This window comes from Sphingopyxis sp. YR583, assembly GCF_900108295.1.
Classification (GTDB): Bacteria; Pseudomonadota; Alphaproteobacteria; order Sphingomonadales; family Sphingomonadaceae; genus Sphingopyxis.
Window position 1 is genome coordinate 1,469,363 of record NZ_FNWK01000001.1, and the last position, 23,964, is coordinate 1,493,326.

Below are 23,964 nucleotides of genomic sequence, written 5' to 3' on the forward strand. Positions count from 1 at the left end.
CGAATCGGGCGAAGCGTTCTCGACAAGTGGCACGGGCGACCATATGGCGCCCACCATGCCGACGGGGCGGAACAAGTAAAGACGGAGAGTGGCCGAGATGACGAATAGCAGCAACCTCGACCGGGTGCTCGTGCTCGAAATGGTGCGCGTCACCGAAGCCGCGGCGATCGCCGCCGCGAAGCTGATCGGCCGCGGCGACGAGAAAGCCGCCGACGCCGCCGCCGTCGAAGCGATGCGGACCGCGTTCAACACGCTTTATATGGACGGCACGATCGTCATCGGCGAAGGCGAGCGCGACGAGGCGCCGATGCTCTATATCGGCGAAAAGGTCGGCAACGCGCCGGGCAAGGGCCCGAAGATCGACATTGCGGTCGATCCGCTGGAAGGCACGACGATCACCGCCAAGGCCGGCCCCAACGCGCTCGCGGTGCTCGCGATCGCCGAGGAAGGCTGCCTGCTCAACGCCCCCGACGTCTATATGGACAAGCTCGCGGTTGGCCCCGGCTATTCGCCGAACATCGTCAATTTCGACAACAGCGTGCGCGAAAATGTCGAAGCCGTCGCGCGCGAAAAGGGCTGCAAGCCCGAACAGATCATCGTCTGCGTACTCGACCGCCCGCGCCACGAAGCGATCATCAGCGAGCTGCGCGCGATCGGCTGCGGCGTCGCGCTGATCCCCGACGGCGACGTCGCCGGCGTGATCGCGACGACCAACCCTGAAACCAATATCGACATCTATATGGGTTCGGGCGGCGCCCCCGAGGGCGTGCTGGCATCGGCGGCGCTGCGCTGCGTCGGCGGCCAGTTCAAGGGCCGCTTGCTGTTCCGCAACGATGACGAGCGCAAGCGCGCGAAGAAGTGGGGCATCGAGGATCTCGACCGCGTCTATGACCTCGAAGACCTCGCCAGCGGCGATGTGATTTTCGCCGCGACCGGCGTGACCGACGGATCGCTGCTGTCCGGCGTCAAGCGCCGCCGCGACGGCGTGATGACGACCGAGACGGTGGTGATGCGCGCCTCGTCGGGCACGGTGCGCTGGGTGAAGGGCGAGCATCGCGCGCATTGATAAGGTTTCGGCCGATTGTAGACGTTAATCCTCCCTGTGGCGTAGCCATGGGGAGGTGGCAGCGCGAAGCGCTGACGGAGGGGCCAATGGCGCTAAGTCGCAGCCCCTCCACCACCGCCTGCGGCGGCGGTCCCGCTGGCGCTACGCGCCGTCTGCGACTCCCCCATCGCTGCGCGACAGGGAGGATATATCACTCATCTCGTCACCCCGGACTTGATCCGGGGCCCATGACTTCGGCGCGGCTGCGGATCCCGGATCAAGTCCGGGATGACGAAGGTGAAATGCGGAAACGTCCGCGCCCCACCCCAATGCGGACCCCGCGCACTTGACCCGCGCACCATCCTTGCCGTATTATCTCAATAATACAGTTCGGATGACCCTTGGCATTGTCAGAAAATCCCCGCTGCCAGCCCCTCCGCCAGCGCGGCGCCGAGGTCGCGGGCTTCGGCGAGGCGATCCGGCGCGATCGTCTTGGGCGCCATAATCGCTTCGGGGGTCTGCGCGGCGGTGTTCACGATGACCGGATCGGCGACGCGCTTCAGCCGCCAGCCGGTCGCGATGCGGTCGAGCTGGCGCTGGGCGTTTTCGCCGTCGGATCCCGCGCAGATGATCGTCGCATAGGGGCGCCCCTCAAGCCGGCCGAGGCAGGGATAATAAGAGCGGTCGAACATCTCCTTCATCGCGCCCGACAGCGCGGCGAGATTTTCGGGGCCGACGAAGAGATAGCCGCCCGCGGCCTGCAGCGCGTCCGGGGTCACGTCGGCGACGGCGACAAGCTTCGCGTTCCCCGCCCCTTCGGCGGCAGCGCGCGCGAGCGCTTCGCTGCCGCCGGTGCGGCTGTGCCATGCGATGAGGAGGTGCGGCGTGTCGGTCATGAGCCGATGCTTGCCAAGCACCGACACGCGGCGCAAGCTGCCCAGAAATATGGGGGAGACATATGATGCGCCGACTGACCGCCCTGCTGCTTGCGAGCAGCCTGCCCTTTGCCGCCACCGCGCAGGACGCCGCGAGCGAGGCGACGCGCACCGCGCAGGCCGAGATCGCGGGGCGCCTGCCGCTGGATGATCCGCGCGACGAAGCCAATGTGATGCGCGGCAAGCTCGCCGAGATTCCGGGCGGGGTCATTACGGACAAGAATGGCAAGACGGTGTGGGACCGGCGGCCCTATACGTTTCTGAACGCCAAAGAAGCGCCCGACACGGTGAACCCGTCGCTGTGGCGGCAGGCGCGACTCGACGCGGTACATGGATTGTTCGAGGTCGTGCCGGGCAAGATCTGGCAGGTGCGTGGTTACGATATTTCGGTGATGACGATCATCCGCGGAAAGAGCGGCTGGATCATCGTCGACCCGCTGCTGTCCGAAGAAGCGGCGGCGGCGAGCTGGAAATTGTTCGCCGACACGGTCGAGGCGAAATCGGGCAAGCTGCCGATCAGGGCGGTGATCTTTTCGCACAGCCACAGCGACCATTTCGGCGGCGTCGGCGGCATCGTCACCCCCGAACAGGTGAAGGCGCAGAAGATCCGCATCATCGCGCCGCACGGATTTTCGGAAGAAGCGACGTCGGAAAATGTCCTCGCGGGCGGAGCGATGGGGCGGCGCGCGCTTTATATGTTCGGCGCGATCCTGCCGCCGGGCGAAAAGGGACAGGTCGACACCGGGCTGGGCCCGAAGCTGTCGTCGGGCACCGTCGGCTATATGGAGCCGACCGAGACGGTGAGCGAAAAGGGCGGGACGCTGACGATCGACGGGCTGGCGTTCGACTTTCTCGACGCAGGGAGCACCGAGGCGCCGTCGGAATTCGTCTTCTACATCCCCGCCTATAAGGCACTCCATACCACCGAGGTCGTGACGCACACGCTGCACAATGTGCTGACGCTGCGCGGGGCGCAGGTGCGCGATGCGCTGCACTGGTCGAAGGTGATCGACGCGATGCTGCTGAAATGGGGCGGCACGGCCGAGGTCGCGATGGCATCGCACCACTGGCCGACATGGGGCGCGGGCGAGGTGTCGTCGCTGCTCGCGAACCAGCGCGATGCCTATCGTTATGTTCACGACCGCACGCTGTTTCTGGCGAATCGCGGGGCGACCCTGCACGAGCTCGCCGACCAGACCGCCGAGGCGCCGGTGCAGGGCCGGGATTTCGCGACGCGCGGCTATTATGGAACGCTCAACCACGACATGAAGGCGGTGTATCAGCGCTATTTCGGCTGGTGGGACGGCAATCCCGCGAATTTCAACCCGCTGCCGCCCGAGCAATCGGCACCCAAATATGTCGCGCTGGCGGGCGGCGCCGACAAGCTGCTCGCGGCGGGGCGCGATGCGCTGAAAGCCGGCGATTATCGCTGGGCGGCCGAGCTTTTGAACAAGCTGGTGTTTGCTCAGCCCGACAATAAGGACGCGCGGGCGGCGCTGGCGTCGGCGTACGACCAGATGGGATATCAGGCCGAATCGGGGGCGTGGCGGAACTATTATCTCGCCGGCGCGGCGAGCCTGCGCGGCAATGCGGTCGATGCCGCGACGGGCAATGGGCAGAGCCGCAGCTTTGTGAGCGCGATCCCGACCGCGGTGTTTTTCGATGCGCTGGCGACGCGTTTCGACGCAACCAAAGGAAGCGCGGTGAAAGGAACGTTCCAGTTCGTCCTGCCCGACAACAAGGAGACGGTCGCGGTGGTCGTCGGCGGCGGGGTCGAATTCCCGCGCTATGGCGTGACCGATCCGGCACCGACCGCGACAGTGACGATCGACCGCAAGATTCTGGACGAAGCGATGATGGGGCGTGCGCAATTCCCGGCGCTGATCCAGTCGGGCGCGATCAAGATCGACGGCGACCGCATGGCGTTCCTGTCGTGGTTCGCGCTGCACCCGCCCGCCGACCCGCGTTTCAATGTGGTTGTGCCGTGACGGCCCGAGCGACTAACGGAGGAACATGACCGACACACCCGCCGCGCATCCGACCGACCCCTTCGCCCCCGACGCGCTCAATGCCAGCGAGGGGCTCGACCCGGTCGCGCCCGCCTATGCGCAGGTGCTCCGCATCGCGACGGCGCTCAACCTGATCCCGCTCGCGATCGGCGCGAGCGTGTTCGATGCGCTGCTGATCCGGCATCTGGAGGGGCCATATGGGCTGATCACCGCCGCGGCGTGGCTGATCGCGATCGTCGTGATCGTCACCTTTCCGTCGCGGCGCGTGTCGCGCTGGGGGTATAAGATCGGCGAAGGGCAATTACGGGTCGCGCGCGGCTGGCTGTTCCGGACCGACACGATCGTGCCGTTCGTGCGCGTCCAGCATATCGACGTCGGGCAGGGGCCGATCGAGCGCTGGTTCGGGCTGTCGCACCTGATCGTCCACACGTCGGGAACGCATAACAGCACGGTGACTTTGCCCGGGCTGCACGCAGACCTTGCCGCCGCGATGCGCGAGACGATACGCCGCCATATCCAGACCGATTTCGCATGAGCGACGCCGTCGCAGCGAATCCCGTCATGCCGGACGAGGCGAACTGGCAGCGGCTGCATCCCGCCACGCTGGCGCTGGCGGTCGTCAAGCTCGGGCCGCGCTCGCTCAACTTCCTGCCCGCGGTCGCCGCATTGGGCTTCACCGGGAACTGGGTCTATATCGTCCCGGCGATCGGCGCCTTTCTGCTGATCTCGCTGGCCGCCGCCTGGTTTCAATGGCTGCGCTTTCGTTTCCTTGTCGGCGACGACGAGGTGGTGATCGAAAGCGGCGTCCTGTCGCGCCAGCATCGCACCATCCCCTTCGACCGCATCCAGGACGTCAGCATCGAACAGGGGCTCGTCTCGCGCGCGCTCGGCATCGCCAAGGTCGGGTTCGAGACGGGCGCCGGCGGCAAGGAAAATGACGCGAACCTCGACGCGATCGCATTGGACGCGGCGCAAGCGCTGCGCACGACGATCCGCGCGCACCGCAGCGGCGAAGTCGCGGCACCGGTCGCCGCCGATGTGGCCGACGCCGCGCCGGCCGGCGAGGACCGGCTGCTGTTCGCGATGGGGCCGCGCCAGTTGCTGGTTGCGGGACTGTTCAACTTCTCGCTCGCCGCGCTCGCGGTCGTCGGCGCGGGCATGCAGTTTTTCGACGGGTTGCTGCCGTTCGATTTCAACGTCTTCAACCCGATGGACTGGATCGACATCGCCGAGGATTACGGGCTCGATCAGTGGCTGCTCGCGCATCGCTGGATCGCGGGTGTCGGCGCGGCGCTGTCGCTGCTGCTGATCGGGTTTGCGAGCGGGATCGCGACGATGGTGTTCGCCAACTGGGACTTCCGCCTGACGCGCGAGCCGCGCGCGCTGCGCCGCACCCGCGGGCTCACGACACGCACCGACGTCGCGGTACCGGTGAAGCGCGTGCAGGCGGCGATCCTCGTCACCGGCTGGCTGCGCCAGCGCTTCGGCTGGCACGAGCTGCGCCTGCAGAGCCTCGCGAGCGACGGCGAGAAGGAGCGCGATCATCAGGTCGTGCCCTTCGGCAAGCTGGACGAGATCGACCCGGTGCTTGCCGAGGTTGCGATTCGGCGCCCCGATGCGGGTCAGGCGTGGCAGCATAGCCACCGTATCGTCGCGCTGGGGCCGATCGTCGGCGCGCTATGCGCCATGATCGGCGGCGGGATCGGGCTCTGGCTCGGCAATGCGGTGGGCTGGCTGGGGCTCGTCGCGGCACCGCTGATCGCGCTGTTCGCTTTCTGGGCGGCGCGCTTTCACCGCTGGGCCGACCTCGGCGAGCAGGTCGCGATCCGCCGCGGCGCATGGAAGCCGAAGACGACGCTGCTGCCGCACGCGTCGGTGCAGAGCGTCGATCTCAAGAGCGACTTCATCCTCCGCCCGCTCGGCCTCGCGACTTTGGTGTTCGGGGTGCCCGGCGGCAGTTCGCTCGCGACGCACGAGATTCCCGCGATCCCGCTCACCGCCGCACTCGACCTGCGCACGCGCATCCTCGCCGCGAGGGCGCGGTCATGAGCGAGGCGGCACTGGGCATTACGCGCTCGATCAAGGGCCAGCCGTGGCACTGGCGCCGCGCGAGCGCCGACATGGCGGCGGAGAATCTGGCGCCCGACGATCTGGTCACCCAATTGCTGCTGGCGCGCGGGGTGCCGCGCGACGACCTCGACCGCCAGCGGACGCCGACCTTGCGCGGTTTCATGCCCGACCCGTCGCTGTTCCGCGACATGGACGCCGCCGCGGCGCGGCTCGCCGATGCGGTCGAGCGCAAGGAGGCGGTGACGATCTTCGGCGATTACGACGTCGACGGCGCGACCTCGGCCGCCTTGCTTGTGCGGCTGCTGCGCGGGCTCGGGCTGCCCGCAGGCGCCTATATCCCCGACCGGCTGATGGAGGGCTATGGCCCGTCGGGCGCCGCGCTGGTCAAGATCGGCGAGGCGGGGTCGAAGCTGGTCGTCACGGTCGATTGCGGCGCGCAGGCGTTCGACGCGATTGCCGAAGCCAAGGCGGCGGGGGTCGAGGTGATCGTCGTCGACCATCACCAGTGCGCGACGACGCTGCCCGTGGCCCTCGCCTTGGTGAACCCCAACCGGCTCGACGAGGAGCCCGACGCCGCGATCCATGGCAATCTTGCCGCGGTCGGGGTCGCCTTCCTGCTCGGCGCGGCGCTGCTCCGCACCTTGCGCGCGCGCGGATTTTTTGCGGGCCGCGACGAGCCCGCGCTGATCGATCTGCTCGACCTTGTCGCGCTGGGCACCGTCGCCGACGTCGCGCGGCTGACCGGGTTCAACCGCGCGCTGGTGACGCAGGGGCTGAAGGTGATGGCGCGGCGCGGCAACACCGGGCTCGCGGCGCTGATGGACGCGGCACGCCTGACCAAGCCGCCGAGCGCGAGCGACATGGGCTTTGCGCTGGGTCCGCGGATCAATGCCGGCGGACGCGTCGGCAAATCGGACCTTGGCGTGCGCCTGCTCACCACGAGCGACCCGCAGGAAGCCGCCGATATCGCCGTCGAACTCAACCGGCTGAACGAGGAGCGCCGCGCGATCGAGGCGGCGGTGCTCGAACAGGCGATCGAGGCCAGCGCGGCGTGCGGCAACGCCCCCGTCGCGATCGTCGCGGGCGAGGGCTGGCATCCCGGCGTGATCGGCATCGTCGCCGGGCGCCTGAAGGAACGCCTCCACCGCCCCGCGATCGTCATCGCGGTCGACGAAAATGGCGTGGGTAAGGGATCGGGGCGCTCGATCAGCGGGGTCGACCTCGGCGCCGCGATCCTCGCCGCGAAGGAGACGGGGCTGCTCGTCGCGGGCGGCGGGCATGCAATGGCGGCGGGGCTGACCGTTGCGGCCGACAAGGTCGACGCGCTCGGTGCGTATCTGAACGACCGGCTCGCCGCCGATGTCGAGCGCGCGAGCGGCGACAAGTCGCTGCTGATCGACGCGGTGCTTGCGCCGAGGGGCATCAACCCGCTCTGGTGCGACGCGATCGAAAGCGCCGGCCCCTATGGCGCCGGCTGGCCCGCGCCGCGCGTCGCGACGGGGCCGGTGCGAATCGTCGAATCGGGGATCGTCGGGACCGACCATGTCCGGCTGATCGTGTCGGGCGACGACGGGGCGCGGTTCAAGGCGGTCGCTTTCCGCAGCGCCGAGACCGAATTGGGCCAGGCGCTGCTGCACGCGCGCGGGCGCAAATTATGGCTCGCAGGGCGCGCGAAACGGGATGATTGGGGGAGCCGGCCGGCCGCCGAACTGCATCTGGAGGACGCAGCCTGGGCCGACTAGGCGCGGACCTGTACGTTGCGGCGCAATATTTTTGCGCGGCGCGCTTGACCCTATGGGCATGCGAGTCTAATGCGCCGCTTCACCGATCAGACGGCCCCTTCGTCTAGCGGTCTAGGACGTCGCCCTTTCACGGCGAAAACACGGGTTCGAGTCCCGTAGGGGTCACCATCGGTCACGGGAGCGGTCGGCTCCCCCTTTCCGCGAAATTTCCGACCCACAAGGCCCCTTCGTCTAGCGGTCAGGACGCGGCCCTCTCACGGCTGAAACACGGGTTCGATTCCCGTAGGGGTCACCAATCAACGGTCGGTGCGCGAACCCGTGCCCCCTTGTCGGAGTGGATCGGCAACAGCCGACCCACTATGGTTCGAGTCCCGTAGGGGTCACCATTCAGCGGCCGACGGCAGCTATATTCCAAACAGATCGGGAAACCGTCGCGGTTGCGACCGCAGATATTGCGGCGGCGCCGTCACGCGCGCGCCGAGGTGAGCGGCGGCATGCCAGGGCCAGCGCGGGTCGAACAGGATCGTGCGCGCCAGCGCAACCAGATCGGCGTCGCCCGTCGCGATGATCGCTTCGGCCTGATCGTAGCCGGTGATCAGCCCGACCGCGACCACGGGCATATTCACCGCCTGCTTGACCGCGCGCGCGAGCGGAACCTGATAACCCGGGCCCACGGAAATATCCTGCCGCGGATCGAGCCCGCCGCTCGACACATGGATGGCCGCGCAGCCGCGCGCCTCCAATGCTTGCGCGAATGCCACCGTCTGTTCGATCGTCCAGCCGCCGTCGACCCAGTCGCTGCCCGATACGCGGACGGTGACCGGACGATCCGAAGGAAACACCTGCCGCACCGCGTCGAACAGCTCGAGCGGGAAACGCATCCGGTTTTCGAGACTGCCGCCATATTCGTCGGTACGCCGGTTCGAGAGCGGTGAGAGAAACTGGTGCAGAAGATAGCCATGCGCACCGTGCAACTGGACCGCATCGATGCCGAGCCGCGCCGCGCGCGTGGCGGCAGCGGCGAATGCGTCGCGGACGCGGACCAGACCGGCACGATCGAGTTCGAGCGGCGCGACTTGCCCCTCGGCGAAGGCCAGCGGCGACGGCGCCTCGGTCTGCCAGCCGTTCGGATCGCCCGGCGGCAGTTGCGCGCCGCCCTTCCACGGCACTTCGGTCGACGCCTTGCGGCCGGCGTGACCGAGCTGGATCGCCACCGGCATATCGGACCAGCGGCGAACCGAATCGAGCGTGCGCGCCATCGCGGCCTCGGTCGCATCGTCCCACAGGCCGACGTCGGCATGGCTGATCCGTCCTTCGGGCAACACCGCCGTCGCCTCGATCGTCAGCAGCGCCGCCCCGGATAGCGCGAGATTTCCGAGGTGAATCAGGTGCCAGTCGGTCATGCAGCCGTCGACCGCCGAATATTGGCACATCGGCGCGATCACGATGCGGTTGCGCAAGGCGAGACGGCCGACCGACAAGGGCGTGAACAGGGCAGGTTGGGACACGGCAGGCTCCGCTTTGGTGGTGACGGGCTCGCGCCCTAGACGCCCATCATACCGGCGGTCGTGGCGCCGTCGATGACATAGTCGGCGCCCGAGATAAACGCCGCTTCGTCGGAGGCAAGGAAGGCGACCAACGCGCCCACCTCATCGAGCTGCGCCATGCGCTTCATCGGCGCCATCCCCTCAAACGCCGCGCGCGCGGCGGCGGGATCGGGCGACCGGTCGATGACGCCGCGGATCATGTCGGTTTCGACCACGCCGGGGAGGACCGCATTGACGCGGATTTGATAGCCCTGCCCCGCGCAATGGATCGCCGCCGATTTGACCAGCGCGACGACCGCCGCCTTCGTCACCGAATAGGCGGCGTAATTGCCCATCGCGCGGTGCGCGTTCATCGACGAATTGACGATGATCGAACCCTTTGGTCCTTGCGGATTCTTCGCCATCGCGCGGATCGCATGCTGGACGGTGAGCATGACGCCGGTCTGGTTCACCGCGACTATATGGTTCCACGCGTCGATGCCGATATCCTCGACACTCGCGTCGCCTGCTTCGGTCCCGGCGTTGGCGAAGGCGATGTCGAGCCGGCCATATTCGGCGTCGATGTCGGCCATCAAGCCATCCCAGGCCAAAGCATCCTCGACGCGGTGCGCGCGAAAGACAGCGCCGGTCTTGCCTTCGACGACGGCGGCCGCTTCGGCGTTCGAGCCGGTGAAGACGACCTTTGCGCCTTCCTTCGTCAGCCGCTCCACCGTCGCCGCGCCGATCCCGCTTGTCCCGCCGGTGACCAAAGCGACCTTGCCGCCCAGCCTTTGCTGCATCGCACCTCTCCTCTCGCCGGTCCTTTTGCCAGTTTCGCGGGCGACAGGAACCTATCAATACAGCAAGGTGACGCCTGCAGATCGCGCCCGCATGATGGCGCCACAACAGGAGGAGAGGACCGGCGATGAGCGACAGCGAACATCCACCCCGCATCGATTGCGTGCTGATCTGCGGCGGCGTCTGGCACGATATGGATTTCGCGCGGCTCGAGCTTTTGAAACTGCTTGCCGAAGATCAGCGCGTCCGCACCCGCGTGTTCGAGAATTACGACAATATCGAAGCGATCGAGGCGGCCGACCTCCTCATCACCTACACATGCGACGTTACGCCGTCCTTGCCCGCGCAGGAGGCGCTGAAACGCTGGCTCGCGAAGGGCGGGCGCTGGTACGCGCTCCACGGCACCAACTCGATCCTCCGACTACTCGACACCGGCGTCTGGGATGCACCGCGCTGGGCACCGCTGATGATGGATTTGCTGGGATCGCAGTTCATCAGCCATCCGGCGATCGAGCCCTATACCGTTCGCGTGGTCGATCCCGATCACCAGCTTACAAAAGGCATCGAGCCCTTCGAGACGACCGACGAGCTCTACCATCTCGAAACTCACGGCGACCTGCATGTCCTGCTCGATACCGAATGCACGGGGCCGGGAACGGGCTTCGTCGAGGCCGACGATGCGCCGGGCACCTATCCGGTTTTCTACATCAAGCAGCATGGCGCGGGCGCCGTCCTCTATCTGACGCTCGGCCATTGCCGCGGGCATTATGATTTGCAGCCGATGATGGACTGGTGGCCTACGGTCGACCGCTGCGCGTGGGATCTGCCGGTCTTTTACGACCTGCTGCGGCGGGGCATCGGCTGGCTGAAAGAGCGCGAGAGCGCCTAGGCCACCGCGCGCAGTTTCCGCCGGTCCTCGCGAATCAGCCCCGCCGCGCGCAACGCGACCGCCATCGCCGGGGCATTGGTGTTGCCCGTCACCGGCGACGGCATCACCGAACAATCGACCACGCGCAGCCCCTGCACCCCGTTGACGCGCAGCCGTGCATCGGTGACCGCGCGATTGTCGCTACCCATGCGGCAGGTACCCACGCCGTGGAGCCCGCAGGTCGCGAGGCGGCGGAAGGCCGCGAGGATCTCGGCATCGCTCTGCACCGCCGCCCCGGGCAATAGTTCGCGCTCGACGAGGCCGACGAGCGCGGGCTGCGCCATATAGCGCCGCATCGCATGCACGGCGGCGATCGCGGTGCGCTCATCCTCGCGCGTCGACAGCCAGTTGGGCTTGATATCGGCGGGTGCGTCGCTCCCCGCGCCGGTGATCGATATGCTCCCCTCGCTGGTCAGGCGAAGCAACTGACCATAGATGGTCATCCCCGGCTTGCGGTCGATGCTGTTCAGCGGCACCGGGTGTTTGTCGTCGCCCAGCGCGAAGGTGTAGCCGCCAAGATAGAGCTGTAAGTCGGGCCGCAGGTCGCGGCTCGTGAGGTTCAGGAAAGCGCCGACCTCGAACGGCCCCGTCGCCATGATCCCGCCGCGCGTCAGCATATATTGCGCCATCGCGCGCATCAGCCCGATCCCGAAAAAGCTACGGTTGCTGCCGACGTCGCGCGACAGGCGATGCGGCATCGAAAAGCCGAGATGCTCGCGCATCCGCGCGCCGACATCCGGTGCATCGACGAGGGGTTCGACCCCAGCGGCGCGCAGCACGTCGGCGGGACCGATCCCCGAACGCTGCAGGAGCAAAGGACTCTCCAGCGTGCCGCCCGACACGATCACCTCGCCATCGCAATCGAAGCGCTGCGGCTGACCGGCAACCTTCGCCTCGACCCCGGTCACGCGCCCGCCCTCGACGATAAGGCGTTCGGCCATGGCATGGGTGACGACATGCAGGTTCGGCCGTTTCTTCGCGCGCGCAAGGAAAGTGGTCGCTGCGCTCTCGCGGCGCCCGCGGCGGACATTATGCGAATAAAATCCGACGCGATCCGACGTCGCGGCATTGAGGTCGTCGACGGGTCTCAGCCCCATCTCGACGCCCGCCTGCACCATCGTTTCGGCAAGCGGATAGCTGTGAATCTTTGGCGCGACGCCGACCGGCCCGCCCGCCCCGCGCATCGCGCTGGCGCCAAGGCCATGATCTTCGATCTGGCGAAAGGCGTCGGTCATCGCCTCGCCGTTCCAGCCGGTGCAGCCGAGTTTCTCCCACGCGTCATAGTCGGCGGGCTCGCCGCGGCTCCAGATCATGCCGTTGACCGCCGACGACCCGCCGAGCCCCTTGCCGCGAATCCACACCTCGCCTGGCGCGCCGCCGTCGCCGCGCGGCTGCGACACGCCATAGGCCCAGATATGATCGGGATTGGTGACGAGTTTGGCGACACCTTTGGGGATCGCGACCCAGCGGCTGTCGTTGGAGCCGCCCGCTTCGAGCAGCAGCACGCGGACATGCGGGTCGGCGCTCAGTTGCTCGGCGAGCACGCAGCCCGCCGATCCGGCGCCGACGATGATATAGTCCCAGCCTGTCGACATATCGCCTCTCCTGTCCCGCGACGATGTGGAACCGGCAGGGCGTGCCCCGCACCTAGCGCAATAAATAGTCCCATCGCCCGTTCGGCGGCATGATAGTGAAGATACAAAAGAAGGAGGACAGGATGGCAGGGCAGGGCCGCATATCGGGCAAAATCGCATTCGTCACCGGCGGCGCGTCGGGGCTGGGCCTCGACATCGTCCGCCGTTTCGTCGCGGAGGGGGCGAGCGTCGTGATCGCCGATATCGATGCCGCCGCGGGGGAAGCGCTTGCCGCCGAATTGGGTCAGCGCTTCGTGACGCTCGACGTGTCGAAGGAAGATCAATGGATCGCCGCGCTGGATATGTGCGAGCGCATCGACATCCTCGTCAACAATGCCGGCATCACGACCATGGGGTCTATCGAGGACCTTACGCTCGCGGCCTTTCGCCACGAATTCGCCGTCGATGTCGATGGGGTGTTCCTCGGCTGCAAGCACATCATTCCGAAGATGAAGGACCATGGCGGTTCGGTGATCAACATGTCGTCGATGTGCGGGGTGCGGGCACAGGCCGACCTCGTCGGCTATAATGCGGCCAAGGCCGCGGTCACCCACCTCACCAAGTCGGTCGCGCTCCACTATGCCGCGAAAGGCTATGACATCCGCTGCAACTCGGTGCATCCCGGTGCGATACACACCGCCATGATCGACAAGGTGATGGCGCAGGTCGATGATCCTGAAGCGCTCTACGCCGGTTTTGTCGCCACGCACCCCGTCGGCAGACTCGGCAAGCCCGAGGAGGTTTCGTCGATCGTCCTTTATCTCGCGTCTGACGAGTCATCCTTCGCGACCGGGGCAGAGTTCCGGATCGACGGCGGCAGTTCGCTCTGATGGCCGGGCGCCTCGACGGCCGTGCCGCGCTCGTCACCGGTGCCGGGTCGGGAATCGGGCTTGCGGCGGCGAAGAGGCTGGCAGGCGACGGCGCGCGTGTCGTTACGACCGACCGCGCAGGCGATGTCGACATCACCGCCGACGTCACCGAGCCCGGCATCAATGCAAAGCTGGTCGCCGAGGCCGAGGCGCGGCTGGGCAAACTCGATATCCTCGTCGCCTGCGCGGGCATCACCGGCATGGAAATGCTGGACGGCGCGAGCGACGAATTTTTCGACCGGATGATGGCGGTTAACGTCACCGCTGTTTTCCGCCTTATGCGCGACGCGCTTCCCCTGCTCAAAGGCTCGCCGCATGGGCGGATCATCCTGATCGGATCGGTGATGTCGAGCTTTGGCGAGGCCGGGATGACGGCGTATAGCGCGTCGAAGCATGCAGTGCTGGGCATGACCAAATCGGTCGCGGCCGAGGTCGGCGCGCACGGGATCACGGTCAACTGCATCCAGCCCGGCGCGATCGATACGCCGATGACCGCGCCCGCCTTCACCGCGATGCCCGAATTCAGACAGCGCTGGGTCGACAAGGCCGCATTGGGGCGCCTCGGCCAGCCCGAAGACATCGCCGACGTCGCCGCCTTTCTGGCCTCCGACGATGCGCGATTCATGTCCGGACACGGCATTTTCGTCGACGGCGGAGCGACACAACGCCAGTAAAATCAAAGCGTTTGCCTCCGCTACGGCATGCCTGATATTTTTGATGATTGTTGAATCGGGGCATAAAGCGGACCTTCCCATCCAACGTGACCGGCGAGCCTATGCGCCGGCGCGAGGAGGGAGGAACGCGATGACCAAGCATGCCCGAATGCTGCCTGCCGTTTACGCCACCGTATCGCTCGCCGCATTGGCGATCGCCACCCCGGCCGCGGCTCAGGAGGCCCCCGTCGAGGAAAACAGCGGCGGCGCGATCCGTGAAATCGTTGTCACCGCGCAGAAGCGCGCAGAAAGCATCCAGTCGATCCCGATCGCGGTGACCGCGCTCGACGAAAAGGCCCTCGAATCCGCCACCATCGACGACATCCGCGACATTGCGGGCCGCGTTCCCAGCCTCGTCGTCGACTCGGTCGGTGCGGGGCCGAGCGCCGCCGCCATCGCCATTCGTGGGATCAGCTTCGAGGATATCGAAAAAAGCTTCGACCCCGCGGTCGGCGTCGTCGTCGACGGTGTGTTCATCGGCACCAACACCGGCCAGCTGCTCGACAGCTTCGACCTCGAACGGCTCGAAGTGCTGCGCGGGCCGCAGGGTACGCTGTTCGGCCGCAACACGATCGGCGGCGTGATCAACGTCATCCGCACCCGCCCGACCGAAGATTTCGGTGTGCGCGGCCAGTTCGCCTACAGCCGCTTCGACACGCGGCGCGCGCGTCTGGTCGTCAACACCGGCAAGCTTGGCGATTTCATCGCGATCAAGGCGTTCGGCTATTATGACGAAACCGACGGTTTCTATCACAATGTCACCAAGAACCGCCGCGAGGGCAAATATGAGACGCTGACCGGCGGCGTTACCGCGCTGATCACGCCGAGCGATGCGATCACCGCGCAGGTCACCTATCAGCACACGCGCGAACGCGGCGAAACCGTCGCTTCGGCGCTGTCCGAAACCGGTCGCGACGTCATCTGCGCCGCGCCCGGCGCGCCCGGCTTTTCGCCGGCGGCCGAATGCAACCGCTGGTCGCTGCCCGCGCACGGCCTCTACACGACGTACCAGAATATCGAGACGCCGGTCCGCAACAATGTCGACAGCGTGACGGGCAATATCGACATCGACCTCAGCGACAATCTGACGCTGTCGTCGGTCACCGGATATATCAAGAACCGCGAAGCGGTGACGCAGGACTTCGACGGCAGCTCGGCGAACTTCTTCGACACGCGGCGCCAGCAGAAATACAAGCAGTTCAGCCAGGAATTGCGCCTGCTCGCCGATTTCGACACGTTCAACGTCCTGCTCGGCGGCTATTATTTCGACAGCTCGTACACGCTCGACCAGTCGACCAATTTCGGTGTCGTGCTCGGTCAGGGTTCGACCGCCGTGCTGCGGCAATATGTCGATCACAGCGCGAAATCCTACGCCGGCTTTGCCGATGCACAGATCAACCTGACCGATGCGTTCAAAATCTCGCTCGGCGCGCGCTATACCAAGGACAAGAAGGAAATCTTCAACAACTACGGCCGCATCGGCGCGCTCGTCCGCATCACGCAGCCGACCTTCGACGGGACGACATGCGTCGCCGTTACCGGAACGACCAGCCCCGCGCCGGGCGTCGTGATCCCGGTGTACAGCCCCGCCAACAACTGTTCGGGCAGCGACAGTTTCGACAAATTCACCTGGCGCGCCAACGCCGAATATACGATCGAGCCCGGCAAGCTCGTCTATGCGTCCTTCTCGCGCGGGTTCCGTTCGGGCGGCTTCAACGGCCGCGCCGCATCGCCGACCTCGCTCGGGCCCTATCAGCCCGAGACGGTCGACGCCTATGAGGTCGGGCTGAAGGCCGACTGGCTCGACCGCACGCTGCGCACCAACCTCGCCTTCTATTACACCAAATATGACAACAAGCAGGAAGAGGTGGTGCAGCCCTCGCCCCCGGGTTCGTCGAGCCCGCAGGAAACGGTGGTGCGCAACGCGTCGTCGGCCGACATCAAGGGTTTCGAAGCCGAGGTCATCGCGCAGATGATCGACTCGTTCAGCTTCAACGCGTCGTTCAGCTACACCGATGCCAAGTACAAGAATTTCTTCAACGACATCGTCGGCCTCACACCGGGAAGCGCGGCCGACGGCATTGCGGACGATGTATCGACGCTCACGCTGCGCCGCGCGCCGAAGTTCCAATGGTCGGCGGGGCTCAACTATTCGAAGGAAATCGGATCGGGCCGCTTCGATGCGTCGACGCTGCTGCGTTACCAGAGCAAATATGTGACCTGTATCGCGCCGAACCGTCCGGTCGTCCCCGGCGCGGTGACCAACGACAATCGCTGCTTCACCGAGGATCGCGAAAATCTGTCGGCGCAGATCGGCTACACCTTCCTGCTCGGCGAAGATCGCGAGGTCAGCCTGGCGCTGTTCGGCCGCAATCTCACCAACCACAAGGGCCTGTCGTCGACGCTGCCGGTCGCGGGCCTCTTCACCTTCGGCGCCGCACAGGCGCCGCGCACCTACGGGGTCGAGCTCGGCTTCCGTTTCTGACGGGCGATACGGTCCCGCCAGGGGCACGGCGGGACCGAAAGGGGGGAGCAAGGGGCGGCGCAATGCACCGCCCCTTCTTCGATCAACCCCCGTCGTCGATCAACAAAGGGATCAAGGATGACACAGGCCTTTTTCGATCACCCTTTCCTGTCGGGACATCATCAGCCCGTCCGGTTCGAGGCGACCGCGCCCGACCTGATCGTCGAGGGCGAGATCCCCGCCGATCTCGTCGGCGTCTTCTATCGCAACGGTCCCGAGCCGCTCTATCCGACGCGCGAGGGTGAGTATCACTGGTTCGACGGCGACGGCATGGTCTATGCCTTTCACATCAATGATGGCCGCGCGTCGATGCTCAACCGCTGGGTGCGGACCGAAAAGTTCGAGATGGAGAAAGCCGCAGGCAAACGCCTGTTCGGCATGTTCGGCAACCCGATGACCGCCGACCCGTCGGTGCAGGGCAAGCGGTACAACACCGCGAATACCAATATCATCGTCCACGGCGGCAAGTTGCTCGCGCTGATGGAGGGCGCGCCCGCGGTCGAACTCGACCCGCGCACGCTCGAAACGCTGGGCGAGGAACATTATGGCGGGACGATCACCACGACCTTCTCCGCCCACCCCAAGATCGACCATTATACCGGCGAGCTCGTCAACATCGGTATGGCGATCAACGGCCCGATGGGCACGCCGCAATTGCGTTACGACGTGATCGCCGCCGACGGCAGCGTGCGCAAGGCCGAGATCATCGACATGCCGCACAACGCGCTGATGCACACTTTCTTCCTGACCGAGAATTGGGTCGTCTTCCCGGTGATTCCGATCGACGCCGACCTCGACCGGTTCATGAAGGGCGGACCGATGACCGCCTGGGTCAACGGCCGGCCGACCAAATTCGGCGTGATGCCGCGCGAAGGATCGGCGAGCGATCTCCGCTGGTTCGACTATGAGCCGCGCCATATGTTCCACGAACTCAATGTGTGGGAACAGGATGGCAAGATCGTCGCCGACGTCGCCGCTGCAAACGGAACCGCGCTGTTCCCCGACGAAACCGGGATCAAGAAGACGCATGGCGACACGCAGCAGAGCCTCCGCCGCTGGACGATCGACCCGGGCACCAACGGCAACGGAACGTGGATCAGGGAAGAGACGCTCAACGACCGCGACATCCAGTTCCCGCGGCCCGACGACCGCTTCATGACGCGCGCCTCGCGCCACAGCTTTGCGAATATCAACCTCAACAGCCGTGACGGCCGCGCCGAAGGCATGGACGGCGTGCTGCGGTTCGACACGGTGAGCGGCACGGAAGACTATTATCATTTCGGCAATGGTGCTTCGTGCGGCGAACTGATTTTCGCGCCAAGGATGGGTGCGACGGGCGAAGGCGACGGCTATGCCATGACCCTCGTCCACCGCGCCGGCGCGGCGACGAGCGAGCTTGCGATCTTCGACGCGCTCGACATCGCGGCGGGGCCGGTCGCAACGGTGCATGTCCCGTTCCGCGTGCCGTCGGGTTTCCATTGCAATTTCTATGCGGCGGACTCCATGCTCTATCGGCAGGCGCTCGGCGCAGCATAGGGAGAGAGGGGCGGTGAAGGTCGCAGCATTTGAACGCGTCGCCGACGTCGCGCGGCGCAATGGCCAGGAACGTCCCGACAAGATCCTGTTTCATTTCGAAGGGCGCGCAACCAGCTATGCCGACTTCGATACGAACAGCAATCGTGCGGCCAACGCCCTGATCGCGATCGGGCTGAAACCCGACGACCGCGTTGCCTATCTCGGCAAGAACGGCGACCTCTATTTCGAACTGGTGATGGCAGTCGCCAAAGCTGGCGGCGTGATGACCCCGGTCAACTGGCGCCTCGCAGTGCCCGAGATCGCGTGGATCATCGACAATTGCGGCGCGCGCATATTGTGCGTCGGACCCGAGTTCACCGAGCTGGTCGCGGCGAACCGCGGCGCGTTTCCGGGGATCGAACATGTGATCGCGGTCGAGGGCGACTACCAGGCCTGGCGCGACAGCTTTCCCGCCACCGATCCCGACGTCCCGCGCGGCGAGAGCGACGCGGTGATCCAGATGTACACCTCGGGCACCACCGGCAAGCCCAAGGGCGCGGTGCTGACCAACGGATCGGTGCTGCGCTCGAAGCTCGACCGCGATCCCGCGCTGCAGGCCGATTGGGAACGCTGGGACGAGGATGACGTCGGCCTCGTCGCGATGCCCTGTTTCCATATCGGCGGCACCGGTTACGGCGTCACCGTGATGACCAACGGCGCGACCGGGGTGATCACGCGCGAGTTCGATCCGGGCGGGGTGCTCGACCTGATCGAAGCCTATGGCATTTCGAAAATCTTCATGGTCCCGGCGGCGATGCAGATCATCGTCAATCAACCACGCGCGCGCGAGGTCGATTTCTCGCGCCTCCGCCACATCGCCTATGGCGCGTCGCCGATCCCGCTCGACCTGCTGCGCCAGTGTATCGACGTCTTTCAATGCGGTTTCGTCCAGATGTACGGGATGACCGAGACGTCGGGCACGATCGCCGCGCTGCCGCCCGAGGACCATGACCCCGCGGGCAACGAGCGCATGCGCTCGATCGGCAAGCCGCTGCGCGGGGTCGAGATGCAGGTGATCGATACCGACGGCAATGTCCTGCCCCCGCGCGAAATCGGCGAGATCGCGATCCGCACGCAGGCGAATATGCGCGAATATTGGGGCCGGCCCGAAGCGACGGCGGAGACGATCGACGCGGGCGGCTGGCTGCGCACCGGCGACGCCGGCTACACCGACGAGGCCGGCTATTTCTACCTCCACGACCGGGTGAAGGACATGATCATCTCGGGCGGCGAGAATGTCTATCCGGCCGAAGTCGAGAATGCGATCTATGGACACCCCGCGGTCGCCGACGTCGCGGTCGTCGGCGTGCCCGATGACAAATGGGGCGAGGCGGTGAAGGCCTGCGTCGTGCTGCGCGAGGGCGCGAGCGGCGACGCCGGCGAGATCATCGGTTGGGCGCGCGAGCGGATCGCGGGGTATAAATGTCCGAAATCGGTCGATTTCATCCCAGCGCTGCCGCGCAATCCGTCAGGCAAGATTTTGCGCCGCGAACTGCGCGCACCCTATTGGGAAGGGCGCGAGCGGCAGATCAGCTAGCTTGCAATTTCGCCATCGCGGCGCCGACCGCGGCGGCGATGTCATGCTCCTGCGGGTTGCCGCGCAGCGCCAGCCCGCCGTTCGGCTGCAGATTCTCGCCGGTCACGAAGGCTTCGTCGCTTGCGAGCCACAGGCAAGCGTTCGCCACATCCTGCGACGTGTTGAGCCGCCCCAGCGGATAACGCGGCAGGAAAGCATCGACCAATCCCGGCGTCGCGAACGCCCCCTCGGTCATCGGCGACTCGGTGAACGCAGGCGATACGATGTTCGCCCTTATCCCCGCCGCCCCGAAATCATTGGCGACGCAGCGGATCAGCGCCTCCGACCCCGTCTTGGTGCCGATATAGGCCGCATGATTGCTGATCGGTGAGCGCGTCGTCGCCGAGGAAATCTGGATGATCGACCCGCCGGTCGGATCGTTCGCCAGCATCGCGCCGACGAACGCCTGCAGGAAATGATGCACCCCGGTGAATTGCAGCGCGACGATGCTCGCGAGTTCTTCTTCGGTCACATCGAGCAACGGCTTGAGCAGCCCCCAGCCGCTGGCGTTGAGCGCGACATCGACCCCGCCCATTTTCGCCTTCGCGGCATCGGCCAGCGCAAAGACCGACGCCTTGTTGGTGATGTCGCAGAGCGCGGCATGGCCGTCGATCTCGCCCGCAAGCGCTTCGAGCGGTTCCGCCTTGCGCCCCGCGACCATCACCGTCGCGCCCTCGCGCGCGAACAGCCGCGCGGTGACCTGCGCCATATTTCCCGTCGATGCCGCACCGATGATGACGGCGCGCTTGCCAGCTAGCCTGCCCATGATCCTCTCCTTACAGCTTCAACAATTGCTTGCCGCGGTTCTGCCCGCTGAACAGGCGCTTCAGCGTCTCGGGCGCATTTTCGAACCCGTGCTGCACATCCTCGCGATAGTTGAGCCGGCCATCGAGCACGAAGCCCTCCAGCCGCTTGCGGATCTCGGGAAACTCGCTCGCCCAGTCGAGCACGATGAAGCCCGCCATCGATCCGCGGCGAAAGATCAGGTTGAAATAATTCTGCGGTCCCGCGGGCAGCGTTCCCATCTCGTAGCGGCTGATCCCGCCGCACACCGCGATGCGCGCACCGGTGGCGATCTCGCCGAGCATGTCGTTGAGGATCTTGCCGCCGACATTGTCGAAGATGACATTCACCCCGCCGGGGCAATGTTGCTTGATCTGTCCCCGGAGATTGTCCGCCTTGTAGTCGATCGCGGCGTCATAGCCCGCCTCCTCGACGAGCCAGCGGCACTTGTCCTCACCCCCCGCGATACCAACAGCGCGGCACCCGGCGATCTTCGCGAGCTGGCCGACGACCGACCCCGTCGCCCCCGCCGCGCCCGACACCAGCACGGTGTCGCCCGCGACCGGCCGCCCGACCTTGAACAGCCCGCAATAGGCGGTGACCCCCGTGGTCCCGAGCACCGACAGCATCGCGGTCGGCGGCAACGCCGTGTCGATCTTCACCAGCCCCTCGCCGCTCGACACATGCCATTCGGTCCAGCCGGTCGATCCCATCACCAAATCGCCCGCCGCGAAGCCGGGATGGTTGCTCTCGACCACTTCGCTGATCCCGCTGCCGCGCATCACATCGCCGATCGCCATCGGCGCGACATAATCGGCGATATTCTCCATCCAGCCCTTCTGCGCCGGATCGAAGCCGAGATAGAGCGTCTTCAGCAGCAGTTCGCCCTCGCCCGGCGCGCCGATCTCGGTCTCGACGAGCTGGAAGTCGCCATCCTCGATCCCGCGCCCGCGCGGATGTCCGTTCAGCAGCCACTGGCGCGATGTCGGCATCGATACTCTCCCCTGTCTATGCGGAGGAAACTGCGCCCGCACCCCGCCGCCAGCCACCGCCAAAAGTGCCAGTCGATTGGCGGCCGCCGAGGCCTAGTGTGTCATCAGGGAGAGAGAAGATGCCCGAGGTCCGCCGCAGTTTCTGCCGCTTCTGCCATGCCAATTGCGCGATGCTCGTCACCGTCGACGAAGGCCGCGTCACCAAGGTGCAGGGCGATCCCGACGATCCGGTGTTCGGGGGCTATACCTGCATCAAGGGTCGCCAGCTCGCCGAGGCGCATAATGGCCCGCAGCGGCTAACCGTCTCGCAAAAACACGTCGATGGCGCGTTCGAGGATATATCCATGGTGACCGCGCTCGACGAGATCGGCGCGAAGCTTTCGGCCATCATCGCCGAGCACGGCCCGCACGCCGTCGCCATCTATGGCGGCACTTACGCCTTCCAGAACAGCGCCGGGGTCGGCAGCGCGATGTCCTTCGCGCAGGGGCTCGGCACGCGCAACATCTACACCTCGGTGACGCTCGACCAGCCCGCGAAAGTCTATACGACGATGCGCTACGGCAGCTGGATGGGCGGGATGCACACCTTCGCCGACGCCGACGTCGCCTTCTTCATCGGCAACAATCCGATCGTGTCGCACTATGGCCCGCCGGGCGGCCTGCCGCCCTTCTCGCCCTCGCGCCGCCTGCGCGACGCGCTCGAGGGTGGGCTCAAGCTGATCGTCGCCGACCCGCGCGAAAGCGATGTCGCGAAGCAGGCGCATATCCACCTGCCGGTGCGGCCGGGCGAAGACCCGGCGCTGCTCGCCGGGATCATCAACGTCATCCTGTCCGAAGGCCTCTACGACCAAGCCTTCGTCCAGCGCTATGTCGACGGACTCGACGAGTTGCAGCGCGCGGTCGCGGGTTTCACCCCCGATGTCGCCGCCGCGCGCGCCGGGGTCGAGGAAAGCCAGCTCGTCGCCGCGGCGCGGATGTTCGCGGGCGGCACAAAAGGCGTCGTCTCGACCGGGACCGGACCCGAGATGGCGGGCAACGGCACGCTCACCCAATATCTCGTCTCGTCGCTCAACATCATTTGCGGTCGTTTTTGCCGCGAGGGCGAGCTGAGCTCGATCCCGCGCGTCTTCACCCCCGTCACCCCGCGCCGCGCGCAGGTCGCGCCGCCGATGGCGCTCTATGGCGAGGGCTTCCCCGCCTCGCGCATCCGCGGCCTGACGCATCTCGGCATGGAGATGCCGTGCAACGTCCTCGCCGACGAGATGCTGACCCCCGGCGAAGGGCAGGTGCGCGCGCTGATCGTGATCGGCGGAAACCCGGTGGTCGCCTTTCCCGATCAGGACAAGATGACGCGCGCGATCGACGGGCTCGAACTGCTCGTCTCGATCGACGTCAACGCCGAGTCCGCGACCGCGAAACGCGCCGACTATATCCTGGCGCCCAAGATGTGCCTCGAGCGCGAGGACATCAGCAACCTCAGCGAATGGTGGTACGAAACCCCCTACGCCCGCTATACCGAGGCGATGGTCAAAGCGCCCGAAGGGCTGATCGAGGAGTGGGAGATGCTCTGGGAGCTCGCGCACCGTATCGGCACCGGAATGCCGCTCGCGGGCGGCGCGTGCCCGATGGACAAGCGGCCCACGAAGGAAGAATATCTCGACCTGATGGTCGCCGGCTGCACCGTCGCGCCGAGTGTCGTGCGTGCGGATACCGTCGACGGCAAGGCGGTGATCTATGCCGACCTCCACCCGGTCGTCGAAGCCGGCGATCCCGATGCACCGGGGCGCTTCGACCTGACCGCAGGCGCTATGCCCGACCAACTCATCGCCTATGGCACCGCCGCCCAGCCGACGCCCGACTTTCCCTGGCGCATGGTGTCGCGGCGAAGTCGGCACCGCTTCAACTCGACGGGGCAGAATCTCCCGGCGCTGCGCGCCAAGCGCACGACCAACCCCGCCTTCCTCCACCCCGACGATCTGGCGCGCATTCCCTGCGCAGACGGTGATACCGTCCGCATCCGCTCGGCCGTCGGCGAAGTCGTCGCGGTCGCGCGCGCGGCGGAGAATATGCGCCCCGGCGTGGTGTCGATGGCGCATGCCTTTGGCGGCCCCGACATCGGTCCCGACGGCGTCCACGACCATGGCGCCTCGACCAACCGCCTCGTCAGCGAGAGCGTCGCCTATGACCCCATCACCGGCCAGTCGCTGCAGAGCGCGATCCCGGTTTCCATCGTCCCCGCATAAGG

At 66.3% G+C, this 23,964-nt stretch carries 18 protein-coding genes and 2 tRNA genes; 14 read left to right on the forward strand and 6 right to left on the reverse strand.

Features of this window, described 5'->3' with window-relative positions; genetic code table 11:
- Positions 1 to 97 precede the first annotated feature (97 nt).
- On the forward strand, positions 98 to 1,066 hold the full coding sequence (gene glpX, locus BLW56_RS06770) for a class II fructose-bisphosphatase (protein WP_093510832.1): 969 nt from the start codon (positions 98 to 100) through the stop codon (positions 1,064 to 1,066).
- A 389-nt stretch (positions 1,067 to 1,455) separates the two neighbouring features.
- On the opposite strand, the gene BLW56_RS06775 is transcribed toward glpX, so the two are convergent.
- A complete protein-coding gene (locus tag BLW56_RS06775; protein WP_093510833.1) occupies positions 1,456 to 1,941 on the reverse strand; it encodes an NAD(P)H-dependent oxidoreductase in 486 nt (161 codons plus the stop codon).
- 65 nt (positions 1,942 to 2,006) lie between these two features.
- Between BLW56_RS06775 and BLW56_RS06780 the strand changes: the two genes are divergently transcribed.
- The 6 genes from BLW56_RS06780 (at position 2,007) to BLW56_RS06805 (ending at position 8,096) form a co-directional block, all read left to right on the forward strand.
- The gene (locus BLW56_RS06780) at positions 2,007 to 3,968 is read left to right on the forward strand and encodes an alkyl/aryl-sulfatase (RefSeq protein WP_093510834.1); all 1,962 of its coding nucleotides are present in this window, start codon (positions 2,007 to 2,009) and stop codon (positions 3,966 to 3,968) included.
- 25 nt (positions 3,969 to 3,993) lie between these two features.
- Complete coding sequence (locus BLW56_RS06785) at positions 3,994 to 4,524, forward strand: PH domain-containing protein (protein ID WP_093509816.1); 531 nt, start codon at positions 3,994 to 3,996, stop codon at positions 4,522 to 4,524.
- Positions 4,521 to 6,038: a PH domain-containing protein gene (locus BLW56_RS06790; RefSeq protein ID WP_093509817.1), complete on the forward strand. Its 1,518-nt coding sequence runs from the start codon at positions 4,521 to 4,523 to the stop codon at positions 6,036 to 6,038. Before BLW56_RS06785 ends, BLW56_RS06790 begins: the two co-directional genes overlap by 4 nt.
- Positions 6,035 to 7,801 carry a single-stranded-DNA-specific exonuclease RecJ gene (gene recJ / locus BLW56_RS06795; protein WP_093509818.1) on the forward strand — a complete coding sequence of 589 codons (1,767 nt, stop codon included), beginning with the start codon at positions 6,035 to 6,037 and terminating at the stop codon, positions 7,799 to 7,801. Before BLW56_RS06790 ends, recJ begins: the two co-directional genes overlap by 4 nt.
- A gap of 92 nt (positions 7,802 to 7,893) precedes the next feature.
- A tRNA-Glu gene (locus BLW56_RS06800) sits at positions 7,894 to 7,969 on the forward strand.
- Positions 7,970 to 8,021: 52 nt separating this feature from the next.
- A tRNA-Glu gene (locus tag BLW56_RS06805) sits at positions 8,022 to 8,096 on the forward strand.
- Between the two features lie 109 nt (positions 8,097 to 8,205).
- Here BLW56_RS06805 and BLW56_RS06810 read toward each other — a convergent pair.
- Together BLW56_RS06810 and BLW56_RS06815 are read right to left on the reverse strand one after the other, a co-directional pair.
- Entirely contained in the window at positions 8,206 to 9,309 is a 1,104-nt protein-coding gene (locus tag BLW56_RS06810; RefSeq protein WP_093509819.1) for an NADH:flavin oxidoreductase/NADH oxidase, read from the reverse strand.
- A gap of 35 nt (positions 9,310 to 9,344) precedes the next feature.
- A complete protein-coding gene (locus BLW56_RS06815) occupies positions 9,345 to 10,127 on the reverse strand; it encodes an SDR family NAD(P)-dependent oxidoreductase (RefSeq protein WP_093509820.1) in 783 nt (260 codons plus the stop codon).
- A 125-nt stretch (positions 10,128 to 10,252) separates the two neighbouring features.
- Between BLW56_RS06815 and BLW56_RS06820 the strand changes: the two genes are divergently transcribed.
- Positions 10,253 to 11,014 (forward strand): ThuA domain-containing protein, encoded by a 762-nt coding sequence (locus BLW56_RS06820; RefSeq protein ID WP_093509821.1) that lies wholly within the window; start codon positions 10,253 to 10,255, stop codon positions 11,012 to 11,014.
- Here BLW56_RS06820 and BLW56_RS06825 read toward each other — a convergent pair.
- Positions 11,011 to 12,648, reverse strand: a complete 1,638-nt coding sequence (locus BLW56_RS06825; RefSeq protein WP_093509822.1) for a GMC family oxidoreductase — start codon at positions 12,646 to 12,648, stop codon at positions 11,011 to 11,013. The two genes, BLW56_RS06820 and BLW56_RS06825, sit on opposite strands and share 4 nt — an antisense overlap.
- Before the next feature lie 122 nt (positions 12,649 to 12,770).
- Between BLW56_RS06825 and BLW56_RS06830 the strand changes: the two genes are divergently transcribed.
- From BLW56_RS06830 to BLW56_RS06850, 5 genes are all read left to right on the forward strand, one after another.
- A complete protein-coding gene (locus tag BLW56_RS06830) occupies positions 12,771 to 13,517 on the forward strand; it encodes a glucose 1-dehydrogenase (RefSeq protein WP_093509823.1) in 747 nt (248 codons plus the stop codon).
- The gene (locus BLW56_RS06835; protein WP_256203332.1) at positions 13,517 to 14,230 is read left to right on the forward strand and encodes an SDR family NAD(P)-dependent oxidoreductase; all 714 of its coding nucleotides are present in this window, start codon (positions 13,517 to 13,519) and stop codon (positions 14,228 to 14,230) included. Before BLW56_RS06830 ends, BLW56_RS06835 begins: the two co-directional genes overlap by 1 nt.
- A 130-nt stretch (positions 14,231 to 14,360) precedes the next feature.
- Complete coding sequence (locus BLW56_RS06840; RefSeq protein WP_177175864.1) at positions 14,361 to 16,754, forward strand: TonB-dependent receptor; 2,394 nt, start codon at positions 14,361 to 14,363, stop codon at positions 16,752 to 16,754.
- Positions 16,755 to 16,871: 117 nt separating this feature from the next.
- A complete protein-coding gene (locus BLW56_RS06845) occupies positions 16,872 to 18,329 on the forward strand; it encodes a carotenoid oxygenase family protein (protein WP_093509826.1) in 1,458 nt (485 codons plus the stop codon).
- 13 nt (positions 18,330 to 18,342) lie between these two features.
- Positions 18,343 to 19,905, forward strand: a complete 1,563-nt coding sequence (locus tag BLW56_RS06850; RefSeq protein WP_256203333.1) for a fatty acid--CoA ligase — start codon at positions 18,343 to 18,345, stop codon at positions 19,903 to 19,905.
- Here BLW56_RS06850 and BLW56_RS06855 read toward each other — a convergent pair.
- Both BLW56_RS06855 and BLW56_RS06860 read right to left on the reverse strand, forming a co-directional pair.
- Positions 19,898 to 20,710 carry an SDR family NAD(P)-dependent oxidoreductase gene (locus BLW56_RS06855; protein ID WP_093509828.1) on the reverse strand — a complete coding sequence of 271 codons (813 nt, stop codon included), beginning with the start codon at positions 20,708 to 20,710 and terminating at the stop codon, positions 19,898 to 19,900. The two genes, BLW56_RS06850 and BLW56_RS06855, sit on opposite strands and share 8 nt — an antisense overlap.
- Before the next feature lie 10 nt (positions 20,711 to 20,720).
- Positions 20,721 to 21,719 carry an NADP-dependent oxidoreductase gene (locus tag BLW56_RS06860; RefSeq protein ID WP_093509829.1) on the reverse strand — a complete coding sequence of 333 codons (999 nt, stop codon included), beginning with the start codon at positions 21,717 to 21,719 and terminating at the stop codon, positions 20,721 to 20,723.
- A gap of 119 nt (positions 21,720 to 21,838) precedes the next feature.
- Here BLW56_RS06860 and BLW56_RS06865 point away from each other — a divergent pair, with 119 nt between their 5' ends.
- Entirely contained in the window at positions 21,839 to 23,962 is a 2,124-nt protein-coding gene (locus tag BLW56_RS06865; protein ID WP_093509830.1) for a molybdopterin-containing oxidoreductase family protein, read from the forward strand.
- The last annotated feature ends 2 nt before the right edge of the window (positions 23,963 to 23,964 follow it).